General features: G+C 45.7%; 12 protein-coding genes. 4 read left to right on the forward strand and 8 right to left on the reverse strand.

Going from position 1 to position 15,269, the window contains the following annotated elements:
* Positions 1 to 2: 2 nt before the first annotated feature.
* The 4 genes from ACUC6J_RS01335 to ACUC6J_RS01350 all read right to left on the reverse strand — a co-directional run bounded on the left by ACUC6J_RS01335 (position 3) and on the right by ACUC6J_RS01350 (position 5,781).
* Positions 3 to 1,481, reverse strand: coding sequence for a spore germination protein (locus ACUC6J_RS01335; RefSeq protein ID WP_016820174.1), 1,479 nt, complete (start codon positions 1,479 to 1,481; stop codon positions 3 to 5).
* 165 nt (positions 1,482 to 1,646) lie between these two features.
* Positions 1,647 to 2,312, reverse strand: coding sequence for a beta-phosphoglucomutase (gene pgmB / locus ACUC6J_RS01340; protein WP_016820175.1), 666 nt, complete (start codon positions 2,310 to 2,312; stop codon positions 1,647 to 1,649).
* A 24-nt stretch (positions 2,313 to 2,336) separates the two neighbouring features.
* Positions 2,337 to 4,619 carry a glycoside hydrolase family 65 protein gene (locus ACUC6J_RS01345; protein WP_045244949.1) on the reverse strand — a complete coding sequence of 761 codons (2,283 nt, stop codon included), beginning with the start codon at positions 4,617 to 4,619 and terminating at the stop codon, positions 2,337 to 2,339.
* A 154-nt stretch (positions 4,620 to 4,773) separates the two neighbouring features.
* Positions 4,774 to 5,781: a LacI family DNA-binding transcriptional regulator gene (locus tag ACUC6J_RS01350; RefSeq protein ID WP_039276584.1), complete on the reverse strand. Its 1,008-nt coding sequence runs from the start codon at positions 5,779 to 5,781 to the stop codon at positions 4,774 to 4,776.
* A gap of 245 nt (positions 5,782 to 6,026) precedes the next feature.
* Between ACUC6J_RS01350 and ACUC6J_RS01355 the strand changes: the two genes are divergently transcribed.
* Positions 6,027 to 7,691 carry a PTS transporter subunit IIBC gene (locus tag ACUC6J_RS01355; RefSeq protein ID WP_016820178.1) on the forward strand — a complete coding sequence of 555 codons (1,665 nt, stop codon included), beginning with the start codon at positions 6,027 to 6,029 and terminating at the stop codon, positions 7,689 to 7,691.
* A 5-nt stretch (positions 7,692 to 7,696) separates the two neighbouring features.
* A complete protein-coding gene (locus ACUC6J_RS01360) occupies positions 7,697 to 8,518 on the forward strand; it encodes an endonuclease/exonuclease/phosphatase family protein (RefSeq protein WP_447249631.1) in 822 nt (273 codons plus the stop codon).
* A gap of 23 nt (positions 8,519 to 8,541) precedes the next feature.
* On the opposite strand, the gene ACUC6J_RS01365 is transcribed toward ACUC6J_RS01360, so the two are convergent.
* Positions 8,542 to 9,840, reverse strand: coding sequence for an MFS transporter (locus ACUC6J_RS01365; protein ID WP_447249632.1), 1,299 nt, complete (start codon positions 9,838 to 9,840; stop codon positions 8,542 to 8,544).
* A gap of 85 nt (positions 9,841 to 9,925) precedes the next feature.
* Positions 9,926 to 10,423, reverse strand: a complete 498-nt coding sequence (locus ACUC6J_RS01370; RefSeq protein WP_016820181.1) for a DinB family protein — start codon at positions 10,421 to 10,423, stop codon at positions 9,926 to 9,928.
* 305 nt (positions 10,424 to 10,728) lie between these two features.
* On the opposite strand from ACUC6J_RS01370, the gene ACUC6J_RS01375 reads away from it, so the two are divergent.
* Entirely contained in the window at positions 10,729 to 12,222 is a 1,494-nt protein-coding gene (locus ACUC6J_RS01375; RefSeq protein ID WP_430098906.1) for a monooxygenase, read from the forward strand.
* A 102-nt stretch (positions 12,223 to 12,324) separates the two neighbouring features.
* Positions 12,325 to 12,807: a MarR family transcriptional regulator gene (locus ACUC6J_RS01380; RefSeq protein WP_025363747.1), complete on the forward strand. Its 483-nt coding sequence runs from the start codon at positions 12,325 to 12,327 to the stop codon at positions 12,805 to 12,807.
* A gap of 103 nt (positions 12,808 to 12,910) precedes the next feature.
* On the opposite strand, the gene ACUC6J_RS01385 is transcribed toward ACUC6J_RS01380, so the two are convergent.
* A complete protein-coding gene (locus tag ACUC6J_RS01385) occupies positions 12,911 to 13,840 on the reverse strand; it encodes a response regulator (RefSeq protein ID WP_016820184.1) in 930 nt (309 codons plus the stop codon).
* A gap of 5 nt (positions 13,841 to 13,845) precedes the next feature.
* Complete coding sequence (locus tag ACUC6J_RS01390) at positions 13,846 to 15,150, reverse strand: sensor histidine kinase (RefSeq protein WP_038978235.1); 1,305 nt, start codon at positions 15,148 to 15,150, stop codon at positions 13,846 to 13,848.
* Positions 15,151 to 15,269: the final 119 nt, after the last annotated feature.

Genomic DNA, 15,269 nt, shown 5'->3' on the forward strand with positions numbered 1-15,269 from the left:
GTTTACTTCCTTTTCCGGTTAGAATGTGTTTCGTCCTGTGTTTTTAGCATCATAGGACGCTTTCTGAGGTATTTAAAAGGAACCCGTACCAAGGTGTCTTGTTGATCTCTTAGCCGAACAGGGGCTAGGGGTGACATGTAAGGAACTCCAAAGCTTTTGATCTGGACCATGTGTACGCCTAAACAAATAAAGGCTAAAATTACTCCATACAGCCCATAAACCCCCGCGATCATCATAATGGGAAAACGAAGAAGCCGGATTCCGATACTGCCGCTGTACTGCGGGCTTGCAAAGGACGCAATGGCAGTAAGACCAACAACAATAATTAGAAAAGCACTTACAACCGCCGCCTCGACAGCTGCTTGTCCAATAACCAGGCCGCCTACAATCCCAATAACCTGTCCTATCCCTTTGGGTAGCCGCAGACTTGCCTCACGTAATATTTCCAATGCCACTTCCATAATCAAAGCCTCCACAAAAACGGGAAAGGGAATCCCTTCCCTTGAGGCAACGATAGATATGACCAGCTCAGGCGGGATTAATCCAGGATGGAAAGAAATGAGTGCAACGTACAACGAAGGCAGGAATGTTGCAATGAACAAAGCCATTAAACGAAGCATACGGAAAAATGTTCCTAAAGGAAAACGCTCATAATAATCCTCTGGGGATTGAGCCAGCATCCAGAAGGTCATGGGAGCAATTAGGACAAAAGGGGTGCCATCTAGCATAATGACAACCCTCCCTGACATTAAGGCCGTTATCGCTTTATCCGAGCGTTCAGAGGCTTGAATCTGGGGAAACGGAGACCATGGATGTTCCTCGATCCATTGCTCAATAACCCCGGTATCAGAAGCATCATCCACATCAATCGTCTCGACTCTTCGCTTCACTTCCTGAACTAGCTCCGGATTTGCGATATCCGATATGTACAAGATTGCTAATTTACGGGAGGATCTCCTTCCTATGGTTATTTTGTCTATTCTGAAACTAATATCTTTGATGTGCCTTCTAACCATTGCCAGGTTACTTTCCAAATCCTCAATAAAACCTTCCCTTGGTCCTCTAACCAAAGTTTCGGTGCTGGGTTCATCAACACTTCGCGAAGGAAATTTGCCTGTAGAAGCAAAAAAAACATCATCCGTTCCTTCGATCAGCAGACAAGTATATCCCGATAATACTTTGCTTACACACGTCTCAAGGTCTGTCCCTTCTGTCATATCGATCGTAAATGCTGTCTGCTGTATCAACTCCTCCTTTATTTTCTCAGGATTAACTGGGGAGTGGTTTTCACGGACTCCAGTTAAAATGAGCGGCTTGACGATTTGTTCGTTAATCATACTTGTATCCGCAATACCGGAGAGATAGATCATTATGACATGAATTCCCGTTTGGCCTACATTCATTTTTTTGAAGACGACATCAGGAAGATGACCCAGGGTCTTTTTTAGATGGTCCAATTTCGCCTCGAGTGGTCTTGCCAATGACGTTTCCCCCTTCAAAAAACTTAAGCATGATATGCATGTAATATGTGTAAAATAGTGATAAATATTCATGAATCCTTTTGTACAGTACAAGAAAAAAACGAACACCTAATGGTGTTCGTCTCTAGTCATACATAACGTCATATGAACTTAATCAGAATGAGATCATTTTTTGAACTCGTAAAAATGTTCCTCCAGCATACTCAAAGAAAGCTCGGCTGTAGTGGCTACCACGATATCCGCACCTTGCATTTGCGAAGGCGTTCCTACACCAACTGCGAACATCCCGGCGCCCTTGATCGCCTGAATGCCGGCCTGTGCGTCTTCTATGCCGATACAATCGGCAGGCTGAACGCCCAAATTCGCAGCTCCGGCGAGGAAAATTTCTGGGTCAGGCTTGCCATTCCGAATGGACGTAACATCCACCACACTGTCAAAATAGTGTGCTAGCTCCAGCCGATCCAGTATAAACGCTGCATTTTTGCTCGCAGAGGCGAGCGCGATGCCGATTCGGGCTTCACGAAGCTCCTTCAGAAGCGCTTTAATACCGGGAAGAACGTCTGCGGGAGTTAAAGCTGAGATAAGCCGCTGATACTCGGTGTTTTTTTGCATGGCCAGTTCTTGCTTGCCTTCTTCTGATAACGTATCGGACAGGTTACCACGCACTAGTATTTTTTCGAGTGATTCCGTACGGCTGATTCCTTTTAACTGTTCATTAAATTCCCGATCGAAAGGGATGCTGAGCGCTGCCGCCAAGCTGCCCCATGCCTGAAAATGATATTCAGCCGTATCTGTAATGACTCCGTCCAGATCAAAAATAACTGCTTTCATATGCTTTCCCCCTGTCTGGTCCATTTATGAAGCACTGTTCGCCATTAACGATTGCCCACTGGTAATGTGCGTTGGCTGTCCATACAGCTCCAGCGTCAGCGGTTCTCCGTCCAGCAGGGTAATGACTACTTCACCCTCCTGTACGAGAATACTTAGCAAGCGGCCGCGATAGTTGATTTTAAACGTATATTTGTTCCAGTCCTTCGGTAGAAAAGGGGAAAAGCTGAGTGTTTCATTATAGGTTCTCATCCCGGCAAATCCCTGTACAATCGCCAGCCAGCTTCCTGTCATAGAGGTGATATGGAGTCCGTCTTCGGTGTCGTTATTATAGTTATCCAGATCCAGACGGGCCGTCCGTTTATACATTTCGACTGCCTTATCCTCCATTTTGAGTTCAGCGGCCAGCACGGCATGAATCGAAGGAGACAGACTGGATTCATGAACGGTCATTGGCTCGTAAAATGCAAAATTTCGCGCTTTTTCCTCCAGCGTGAACTGGTCTCCAAAGAAATAGAGCCCTTGCAGCACATCTGCTTGCTTAATGAAGCAGGAACGCAGGATTTTATCCCATGACCATTTCTGATTAAGTGGCAGATTGCTCGGATGCAAAGTGGATACAGGCTGCAAATCCTTATCCATAAAGGTATCGTGCTGTACGAAGACGCCTCGCTCTTCATCATACGGATAATACATGTTGTTGATGATATCTTGCCAATGTGCAAGCTCATCAGCTGTAACTGCCAGGCGCTGCGCTTTCTCAGTCGAAATTTGAGGCAAGACCGATAATGTATATTTCAGAACCCATGCAGCCAACGTATTGGTATACCAGTTATTATTGACGTTATTTTCGTATTCGTTCGGCCCAGTAACCCCGTGGATCATATACTGCTGACGACTGTTGGAAAAATGAACCCGATCGGCCCAGAAGCGGCTAATTTCGACCAGTACATCGATTCCGTATTCATGCAGATAAGTCAAGTCACCCGTATAATTGGTGTAATTGTAAATGGCATATGCAATCGCACCGTTACGATGAATTTCCTCGAAGGTAATTTCCCATTCGTTATGGCATTCCACGCCTGTAAAAGTGACCATAGGGTACAATGCCCCTCGAAGCCCTTGCTGGGCTGCGTTATGCTTGGCACCTTCCAATTGTTGGTGACGGTACAGCAACAGATTTCGCGTTACGTCCGGGTCTGCAAGCGCCAGGTACATAGGTACGGCATATGCTTCTGTATCCCAATAGGTGGCACCGCCATATTTTTCACCCGTAAAGCCCTTCGGTCCGATATTCAGACGGGCATCTTCACCGTAGTACGTAGAGAATAGCTGGAAAATGTTAAAGCGTATTCCCTGTTGGGCCTCCGTATCCCCCTCGATTTCGACATCTGCCTTGTCCCAGCGTCTGGCCCAAGCGTCGATATGCTCTTGCTTTAGAGAGGTGTAGCCTTTGTTCACAGCTTCCACGGCAATGCGTTCAGCTTGCGGAATCAATGCATCCTTTTCCATATCGCGTGAAGTGGTGACGGCTACAATTTTTTGCAGTTGGATACGGTCCCCTGGCGAGACGTTATATTGATAGTGGCGTGCAGCATACAAAAAGCTCTCTTCCGTCGTCTGCTCATCCTGTCCCTCGGTTACAATACCCATGGTAGCGTTTACGGTAAAGCGCGGAATACCGAAGGGATTATCTATCGTCGTTGTGGACAGACTGATGAATTGCTCTTGAACCTCACGGGCCTCTTCCAGCCAAAATACCTCGTCATAGTTGGTGTCCTCATTTTTCGTATTGCCGTCCAAATAAGGAACAAGCTCAATGCTTAAAGGCTGATCGCTTATATTTTCGACCTGATAATCAATCAGGCATAATTCACGTGTAGTAATGCTCAGAAAACGCTCTGTAGTGATACGAACCTGGTCGTTCACAGTACAAGCGCGCCGCAGGATTCCCTGCTTCATGTCCAGTTCCTGCACGAAATCGCTGATGTGTGCCGCAAATAAGTCCACTTCCTCTTGGTTTACAATCAGACGGATGCCGATGAAATTCATGGCATTGATGACCTTGCCGAAATATTCAGGATAGCCGTTCTTCCACCAGCCTACCTTTGTTTTGTCAGGGAACCATATACCGGAGATATACGTCCCTTGATGATGATCCCCTGAATAAGTTTCTTCAAAATTGCCGCGCATGCCCATATAACCGTTGCCTATGGACGTTAAGCTTTCCTGTAATCGCATGTGTGTGCTATGTAGAGTGTGTGTTGTCAGCTTCCAACTATCTACGTCAAATAATCGGTTGTAAACCATGATTGCGTACCCCTCTCGGAAAATGAGATCGTTGTTTTAACGGAACCAATATATGAGCGAGTTCAGTATATAGTGCAACCGTTTGCCCTGTCAACGCAAAAAAACTGATTTTATGAATATCCACAAAATCAGTTCTTGTTCATTTCTTAGAGATTCATAGTGTCTGGCTTGATTTGCGCTCTACAATTCGGTGGGGAACAATGATGTGCTTGGTCAATTCTTTCGGGTCTTTAATTTTTTCGATCAGACTTTTGGCAGCCTGATAACCAAGGCTGAAGATATCAATATCCACGGAAGTAAGAGGGGGATTCATCAGCTCAGCCAGCATCAAGTTATTAAAGCTCACCATGGAAAGCTGTTCTGGCATGGATACGCCTAACTGAGCAAGCATTTTCTGTACGGCCATGGCTACAAGGTCATCGCTAACGATCATCGCTGTAGGTGGCGGGGAAGCCTGTAATAACGTGCGCATGTCCTCCAGATTAAAGGGCTCCCTAACCACGTATTCTTTTGGTAGAGGCAAGCCAGCCTCTCGTAGCGCATCTTGGTAGCCTCGGAGTCTTTCAAGATTTACGATGTGTTCCTGATCACCGCCAACATAAGCAATGCGCTCATGATTCAGCCCCGTCAAATAAGTGACCACATCTTTGGCAGCCTGGTAGTTATCGTTGTCTACATGGGTAGTTTCACTGACAAACTGCTGAGGCTTGCCGATGACGGTATAGGGGATTTTCTCTTTATGAAGATACTCCACGATGCTGTCCTTTTGCTTGGAGTACAGGACAATGTAGCCGTCAACGCGTCCGGTCCGGGTCATCAACTTTACGCGGGATAGCAATTCATCACTCGTCTTGCCTGTGACAATCGACAGTGTATAGTTGTGCTCGTTTACCCATTCGCTGATCCCGCGTAGGCTTTCCGGAAAGAAAGGATTCTGAAAGATCGCCACGTCCGATTCAGGCATAATAATGCCTATCGACTGTGTGACACGGTTAGCCAGGCTTTGAGCGGAATAGTTGGGTTCATAGCCAAGCGCCTTCATTTCTTTGCGAACGCGTGCCTTGGTGGCTTCGCTGATTTTGGGGCTGTCTTGAATGACACGGGATACGGTGGAAGTAGCAACTTTAGCACGTTTTGCGACATCTTTGATGGTTACTGCCATCGTCTTCGTCTCCTTTTGCTATCTCAAGCAGAAAATATTATGTTCTATCATACGATATTGCTCCAATTTCAACAAATTAGCGGCTTTTTCGAGTATTTCTATCATCATTAACCAAGATATTTATAACTAGGGTATTGCCAATAGAAAGCGATATCATTATAATAATCGTGCAACCGATTGCATAATATTTTTTATTGAGCACTACCCATGCTATACATACTATAAGGGATGGAGACTGAACGAGCATGAAAAAACTTCTATCATTTGATTTTTGGCAAAAGCTTGGGAAGGCACTTCTTGTGGTTGTTGCTGTCATGCCAGCAGCCGGGATTATGATTTCACTTGGTAAAGTAGTGGCGATGTTGGCTGGCGATATTCATTTCTGGGTGACTGTCGGCGGGGTCATGGAGAATCTGGGCTGGGGCATTATCAACAACTTACACATCCTGTTTGCCGTGGCGATTGGTGGTTCCTGGGCTAAGGAACGAGCGGGCGGGGCTTTTGCGGCTCTAATTGCCTTTGTTCTCATCAATATTTCAACAGGAACGATTTTGGGCGTATCCTCGAAGATGCTAACCCAGGAAGGAGCAACCACTCATACCCTCTTCGGTGCAACGATTCCGGTTAGTGGTTATTTCACCTCTATTTTGGGGGCTCCTGCACTCAATATGGGTGTGTTTGTCGGTATTATCTCCGGCTTTGTCGGGGCCGTGGTGTTTAATAAATACTATAATTATCGCAAGCTCCCCGATGCTCTAGCTTTTTTTAACGGTAAGCGCTTTGTCCCGTTTGTCGTGATTTTATGGTCTGTAATCGTTAGTTTGATCATGTCTGCTGTCTGGCCATTTGTCCAAGGAGGGATTAACCAATTTGGCGTCTGGTTGGCGACTTCGGGAGAGTCGGCTCCTTTTGTAGCGCCGTTTGTCTATGGTACACTAGAAAGACTGCTGATTCCTTTTGGTCTTCATCATATGTTGACCGTTCCTATTAACTATACTCAACTTGGTGGCGTTTACACGGTGCTCACGGGTTCTGGAGCAGGAAGCGTTGTTGCTGGGCAAGACCCGCTGTGGCTGGCTTGGGCTAGTGATCTCAGTGCGCTTCGTGGTACGGATCCGGCAGCCTACAACAGCTTGCTGGGAGACGTAACGCCTGCCCGCTTCAAGGTAGGACAGATGATCGGCGGAGCGGGTATCCTTATGGGGCTGGCCGTGGCTATGTATCGCCGCGTAGATAAAGATAAACGCAGCAAGTACAAGTCAATGATTTTCTCTGCAGCAGCAGCCGTCTTTTTAACAGGGGTGACGGAGCCGCTGGAGTTCATGTTTATGTTCGTAGCGCCCGTGTTGTATGTAGTTTATGCTATTCTTACCGGAATCGCGTTCGGAATGGCTGATATCATACATCTGCGTTTACATTCATTTGGTATGATTGAACTGCTGACTCGATTGCCATTGTCTATAAATGCGGGGTTGGTACAGGATATAATCAACTTCGTGCTGACTTGTGTTGTGTTTGCGGTAGCAACCTACTTTATCGCGTATTTTATGATCGGTAAATTCAAAATGGCTACGCCAGGAAGACTGGGGAACTATACGGATGAGGAGCCTCAAGCGACTTCCGAGGCAGAGAGTACATTAACGGATGGTGTGGCAGCGGTTTCAACTCAAAATCAATTGGCTGCGGATATCATCAAGACACTTGGGGGTGAGCAGAACATTGTCGAGGTGGATGCTTGCATGACCCGTTTGCGTGTGACGGTGAAGGATACAGAAGCTGTCGGGGATGAAAAGACGTGGAAAGCGCTAGGCGCCTTGGGCTTAATTAAAGTAGATAATGGGGTACAAGCGGTTTACGGACCAAAGGCCGATGTGCTTAAATCAGATATACAAGACATACTCAATAGGTGATTAGCTTGAAATTGTTAACCTTAAATGCACATGCTTGGATGGAAGAAAACCAGCACGATAAGCTGAAGCAATTGGCTGCTTTTATTGATGAACAGCAGTTTGATGTCATTGCTTTGCAGGAAGTGAATCAGTCCATGAAAGAGACTCCTTTGTCAGCGGACGATTTGGGCGCGTACTATAGTGCAGACCCTGAAGTTGTCATTAAACGTGATAACTATGCTTATGTGCTGAATGGGCTATTGTCCGATGCCTATCACTGGACGTGGGCTCCTGCGCATGTGGGTTTTGCCAAATATGACGAGGGTTTGGCGATTCTGTCCAAAGCACCGATTACAGCTACGGTGAACGAATATGTTTCCTCGGTACAGGACTATGACAACTACCGCTCGCGTAAAATTGTGGGCATTCAGACTGTGGTGGACGGAGTGCAGGCCTGGTTTGTCAGTGGGCATTATAACTGGTGGAATGATGAGGAATCCTTCCGCGGACTATGGGATCGTACAATCGAAGTGCTCGCTCCTTTAGCTCCGGCTCCTATGTTTGTGATGGGGGATTTCAACAACGCGGCTGAAGTGCGCGGAGAAGGATATGATTATGTATTGCAATCCGGTTGGTCAGACACCTATCCGAATGCAGTAGTACATGATGCAGGACACACGGTCATCAAAGCTATTGCAGGCTGGGAAAGTAATGCGGAGCCGCTCCGTATTGACTATATCTTTTCCAATAAGACAGTACAGGTTCAATCCTCAACGGTCGTACTGAACGGGAAAACAGGACCCGTTGTATCCGATCATTTCGGCGTTGCAGTCAAGTTGGAACTGTGATGAACACAAAGGAGGCCATTTGCTTATGCAAGTGGCCTTTTTCTTATGGATTTTGATTTTAATCGAATAACATATTGAATAACAATCGCAATCAATACTAATATCATATTGTAATAAAAGGGGGTATTGAGGCTAAAACGGTCCATGAGCGCGCCTGCAATGATTGGAGACACAATGGCCCCCACTTCGGACAAAGATACGACGTTGCCGATAAATGAGCTTCTATTGTCTTCAGGAATAACATCTCCTAGCTGCGAGTAAAAGGAATCCAAATAGCTGGCTCCTCCTATACCTCCGATGAACATCCCTAAGTATACAATCCACGGTTCTGTGAACCATAAAAATAAGATAATTTCTATCATGATTAACAATAGACCGATGATACATAGCAGCAAGCGATCCTTGAGCATATCAGATATTTTGCCAATAAAGGGTGCTGATACAAAGGTTGATATGCCGATGATTGTAAAGGCTAAGCTGATTTCTGCTGGGCTCCAATGGAGCTTGTAGGTCGCATATACTGAGAAGTATGTTAAAAATATAGCAAATGCACTCATTTCAAGAAAATGAACGGTGGAATAAAGCAACAACTGTTTCGTTAATTTGAATCTTCTCTGCGATTTTTGAAAGGGGGGATGCTGTGGCTGTGGCTTTAAGGGAGAATTAGCGAAAGTCATTCTTGAAACGGCAACGAAGGATATACAGGCAAAAAAAGCAACGAAATAGAATGGAAAGGATAAAGAAAAATAAGAAACGATAACTCCACTTATAAGAGGGCCTAAAATCATACCAGCACCCTCACTGCTGCTGATATATCCATTGAGCGTGCCTCGATTCTCTGCGGTGCTCATATGGTTGATCGTGACTCTGACGAAGACGGTTAGCCCTATAGCCACCAAGCCTTGAAGAAGTCTAAGTATAGATAAAACAATGAAGCTTCCTGCAACCGGGAACAGAAGCATACAAACAATTTCGGCGATGAGTAAGCTCAACCCCAAGCGTTTTGCACCGATCTTTTCATATATTTGTCCTGCCATGCCTCCACCAAGAAATCTTCCCACATAAAACAAAGAAAATAAAATGCTCATGCCAAGTGTAGATATCCCGAATTGCTCTACATAAATAGCAAAGAGTGGAAGGATCATGCTTCCACTCATGTTAGCAATAAGGCTGATCACGATCATACAGGCAATATTACGATTTAAATATAAGTGTTTTACCATATCCTCGGAGCCTCTCTTTGGTTTGCATCGTGGGAACCGTTTTTCCGATGACTCCTGATTATGCATGAACGGCTTCCATTCGCTAGCGGGTTCCTTCATAGGATACGCAGGCGTACTCTACGCTGTGCCTAAATCCCAATGCCATTTTGGAGGTGTGACACGTATGGCAAGTGTAGGTGTGCCTTTATGCAGGAAAGCCGCCTCCTGGTGGTGGCCAAGCTCCATAAATACGGCGCAGCAGTACAATTTCACCCAAATGATAGGAATTGTGGGAAGCGATATTTCGCAGCAATCCCGCTTTTGTTTCACCTGGGAAATGAGCCAGTGATTCATCCAGTTGCGCGGTTTCGGCAATTTGCACAGCCCGATCTACGCCTTGTAAAAATTCATTAATGACAGCCTGCCATGCCTCTTCGCTTTGCGGTCCAGTTTCTTCGGGCCAGCTTTCCATGACATTGCCCGGAAGCTGGGGCTTCCGTCCTTCCAAATGCTCCAACATAAATTGCTGCCAGTAAATCATATGTTTCAGTAGTTGATAAATGCTGTAGGGCATTTCTGCGTTTTTCTTCCCTGCTAGCTCGACGTTAATGTCTGGCAAAGCCCGAGCCACGCGAATATGTCCACGTTCCCCGACCAGTGATTTAACCAGCGCTTGACCGAATAATTGGTTGGCATCCGACATGAGGATCATCCCTTCTATGAGAGCTTGTTTCTAGCTTAGTCTTATATTACGATTATACAATTATATTTTCCAAAATGTAAATGAACACGTGGTTTAAAGTAAAGAGCAGAAATCATTCTAATAAAGCAGTTGATAATTGTTCTCAATTAAATTATAATAATATTGTTTCAAGAGAAACAATAAACGACATTTATATGTGTTGTTTAGTATATACGGAAACGTTAAGGGGAGCTTTCCGTATATATATATTGTTTCTGTTGAAACAATAGGTGGTGGGAATAAAGCTTTTAGATAGGGGTGTGAACATGGATTACGAAGTGATTGTTGTAGGCGGCGGACCCGTTGGGATGTGGTTGGCTGCTGAGTTGGCATTGGCGAGGGTAAGCGTATGTGTAATTGAACGTTTGGAGGAGCCTATTCGCCAGTCGCGTGCGCTTACGCTACATCCACGGACACTTGAGATGTTTGATATGCGTGGATTGAAGGAGCGGTTTATGAAGCACGGCAGACCTATACGTACAGGTCACTTTGCAATGCTGGATACCCGCTTGGATTTTTCTGTGCTTGATAGTTCCTCCAATTATACATTGTTTATCCCACAGGTGATTACAGAGCAGTTGATTGAGGAGCATGCGCTCAAGCTGGGAGTTGTCGTCCATCGTGGCATGGAAGTGGTATCTGTACGGGAGCAGGAGCAGGGCGTAGAAGTGGTGAGTGTACGCGCGTCTGGACCACAAGCCAATGTATCGGTGATGACTGCTGCCTATGTCGTAGGAGCGGATGGGGCCGGGAGCATCGTGCGGAAACAAGCGGGGATTGCTTTTCCGGGCACGGATACTACTCTGACCGCTGTATTAGCGGATGTAGAGTTAGCCAATCCGCCTGAAAATGGCGTACATTCCGAATATAGTGAACGAGGCGGGGTGATGATTGCCCCCGTGTCTCCAGGTATTTATCGGGTTATTTTGACTACACTTCGATTGATGGATGTCCCGAAAGACGCACCTGTAACGCTAGAAGAAGTGCGCACAGAGCTGTACGATCTGCTTGGTACGGATCTTGGCGTATCCAATCCTCGCTGGTTATCTCGATTTGGGAATGCAACGCGGCAGGCGCAGACCTATCGTAAAGGGAGAATCCTGCTAGCAGGTGATGCTGCGCATATCCACTTCCCGGCAGGCGGACAGGGAATGAATGTTGGCTTGCAAGAGGCTGCGAATCTGGGATGGAAGCTAGCAGGAGTGATTCGTGGCTGGGCTCCAGACACGCTGCTGAATAGCTATCATGACGAACGCTATCCGGTTAATACGCAGTTTTTACGGAATACCGAGGTTCAGACCCGCTTAATGGATTTTACGCCTGCTGTCTTGGCGCACCGCCAATTACATGAGGAATGGTTCCGTCATCCGGAAATTAATCGGTCTATGGCAGAGCAGATTAGTGCACTGGATGTATGTTATCCAGGGGCTGGCAATATACCGCAGCATCCGCTGAACGGGAAACGGTTTGCTGATTTTGAATTGCGGTTGCCTAACGGAGTGACATCGTATGCTTACGATCTTCTTCATGAAGGCCGATTTGTGCTTCTCCATCTTGCACAGGATACTAAGGTATCGAATGAGTTTCGCCATATCTCACTTTCACATATTTCATATGTGGAGGCCGTAGCTGAAGAATTGCCCGTTGGATGGAGAGATGTGCATACGGTTCTCATCCGTCCGGATGGGTATATCGCTTGGGCTGTTTCTGTGAAACAAACGGATATATTGAGTGTTATTAAGGATGCATTATCACGTTAATATAAAGGAAAAAGGTATGATCATGACCATATTGTTTCCTGCGAAACAAATGTGGGCTATAATGAAAGGAGGAGTATGCCAAAGGAGTGACTACTTGTTCGTATGGAGAAGGCGACATCGGTTCAGCATGTCTATGATTTGCTTATTAAGATGAATCACCAACTGGAGCAGCATCAGCAGAGAGAGGGCATGATCTTTCTCGAGGAAATCCGCGAGCACTTTGACGGAATGACTTCGCTCAATATGACGGATGTGCACGTTATGGATTGTATTGGGAGGCATGAGCCGATCAATGTTACAACCTTAGCGGAACGAATGGAGCTGAGCAAGGGGACCGTTTCGAAAGTTAGCACCAAGCTGCTCAAGGAAGGCTGGATTCGCAGAACCCAGCTGAACGACAACAAAAAAGAGATTTATTTTCGGCTAACCCCGTTGGGGAAAAAGCTCTTTCTTGTACATGAGCGGCTGCATGCTAAGGCACAGCATCAGTTATTTGAATTTTTAGATCGTTACAGCTCGGAAGAACTAAATGTCTTGAAGCGTCTGCTGTCCGATGGTGTAGGTTTCTTGGAAGCTATGGAGTAGCAGAAGATGAGTCTCAATTCCAAAGGACATTTAAATCATCGACAATGTGCACCTGTTTATTCTTCATGTGATAGCTACATGGAGAGATGCGGGTGCTTTTCTTTTAATGCAATAGCCGTTTTGCTTCCATATAGAGCACCTGCACGAACTTTTTCGTATTAATGCGGGCTTGAGATAGTGAAGGCTCCACATTGTTTTGCAGCTCCAACATTTTTTTGCGGATTTCTGTAAAATCAAAAAACTTGGATGCATAATTTTCGAACTTAGGATGGGTATAGTCGGTCAGCCCGAGCGATACAATATGGCTTAATGTCTGGAAAATAGCGCGGCGGACACGCTGCTCCGATGCCTTGATTTCCTTGCTTAGCTCTATTGCTGAAGCTGAGTCTCCTAATCGTTTCAACGCTATATTGGCAAATATATCCTTTAGCGAGGGGAACAGATAGGGGGATAGATTGCCTGTTTCCTCCTCATATTGGTCCAAGTATTCCAGCATATCCAGTAAATCCACACTTCCGGCTTCGCCGATCATTCCCATTTCGGAGAGCAGAAACTGTCCCGAACTCACAATGTTTCGGGTCGGTTCCAGTGTCGCTGATGGGCCATTCGATGTGAACATCGACAGTCCTTGCAGTGTGCGCTGGATATCTGTAATCGATTGCTGCATACGCAGGCGTTCGGTTACTTTTTGGATAACTGCAATAATTTCCAGTCGGTTTAAGGGCTTGGCAATATAATATTCAATACCGAGTGAGTACGCCTCACCGATCATGTTTTTGGATTCAATCCGAGAAATCATAATGATTTTTCCGCTAAATTGATCACCGAGTGCACGCACGGTCTGAATGCCGTCACGAAGCGGCATCAGCAGGTCAATCAGCAATACATCAATTCGGTTCAGCTCCAGCAGGCCGCTATTCACGTAGGAACCATCCTCCGCTTCCCCAACAACCTCTCCTAAACCCTCGTCTTCAATAATGTCTGCCAGCATCGAACGAATCCCCTGATCGTCATCTACAATATAAAAACGCATCCGGGCTATCTTCCTTTCTCCGTCAGTTTCCGTAAAGGTAATATGATTCTAAAAGTGGTCTGTAATTTATCTGTATGCTCATCTTCATTCTGTAGTAGTTCAAGCGTTCCATCAAGACTCTCCGCGACTTCACGCACATAAAATAAACCCATGCCGGTCGAAGGCTGTCCTCCCTCATCATACTTGGTTGTGTATCCCGGTGTGAAGATCATTTCCCGTTTGCGCTGAGGAATACCTGGACCGTTATCGGTGACACTAAAGGATATTATATCCTCTTGCCCTGGTAGAAAATGAATGGAGACGTCAATCCTTCCACTGTCTTTCATCGCTTCTACTGAATTGGAGGTCAGGTTGTTAATCAGAGTGAGAACTGTATAAACATGCAGTTTGGGCAACAAAGGATCGAAATTCAGCGTGAAACGGATAGACTTGCCTAGCGATTGGGCGTATTTGCTGTTTGTTCGGACGATCAGCTCGCCAAGTTCCTGTGAGGTCATATAATGCACGTCGCTTTCCGAATCAATGAGCTTGGACAAACCGGCAAAAATCCGCTGGCTGTCTTTTTTAATCTCATGGACTTGTCCGGAAATACGAAGTGCCTGTCTGGCGTAATGTTCTCTATCTTTCAGAGATTCATCCTGCTGCAGCTCGCGGTATAGCTCATAGCTTTCACGGGTGATTTGCTCTGCATGTGACAAAGTTTTGCCTAACTGGACTGACTCCTCATACAAGTCCGATACCAGGAGTAAAATTCGCTCCGTTTGCTGTCTTTGTGCCTCTTCATGCTGAACAGATTGATTTAATCGAATCATATTATAGAACCCAAGCACAAAGAAGCTGCGGATCATGGCCATAAAAGCCACTTTGCTGATCTTAACGATGTCCCAGAAATCACCATCAATGCTTCGCCGGACACTAAGCTCTGCCACACTTGCGGCAACCTCAATTCCCACAGAGAGGATGCCCACACGCAGTGCGCGGTAAGGCTCAGCATTAATGTTAAGAACCTGAAAGAGCAGGCCATAAACCATATAATAAAAAAAGGTAGGTCCATGCAAGGTCATTAATTCTTCAAAGGAAGAGCCGGGATGAAGGTAATGATTGAGTGAAATACGAAATGCAACTACTGCTATCCCTGCAAACACTCCCGATAATGCAGGTGGAATATGACGTATAGATAACAGAAAGAAAAAAAATACGGGCGTACCAAAGCTGAGACGAAATGTATTATCGAACGGGTGAATATTCAACTCACCTGCTAGGGGTACAAAGATAAGCATCAGCAGGAAAAGAAGGGTATTTAGCTTCATCCATATTCACCTCCGGGTATTTGTTTCAGAAAGTCAATGTAAGATAAATTCACAGGCTTAGCATTAATACTTGTGAATTTATAGAAAAAAACAAATACATGTGTAGATAACTGTCGGTT

This window comes from Paenibacillus sp. JJ1683, from assembly GCF_053006485.1.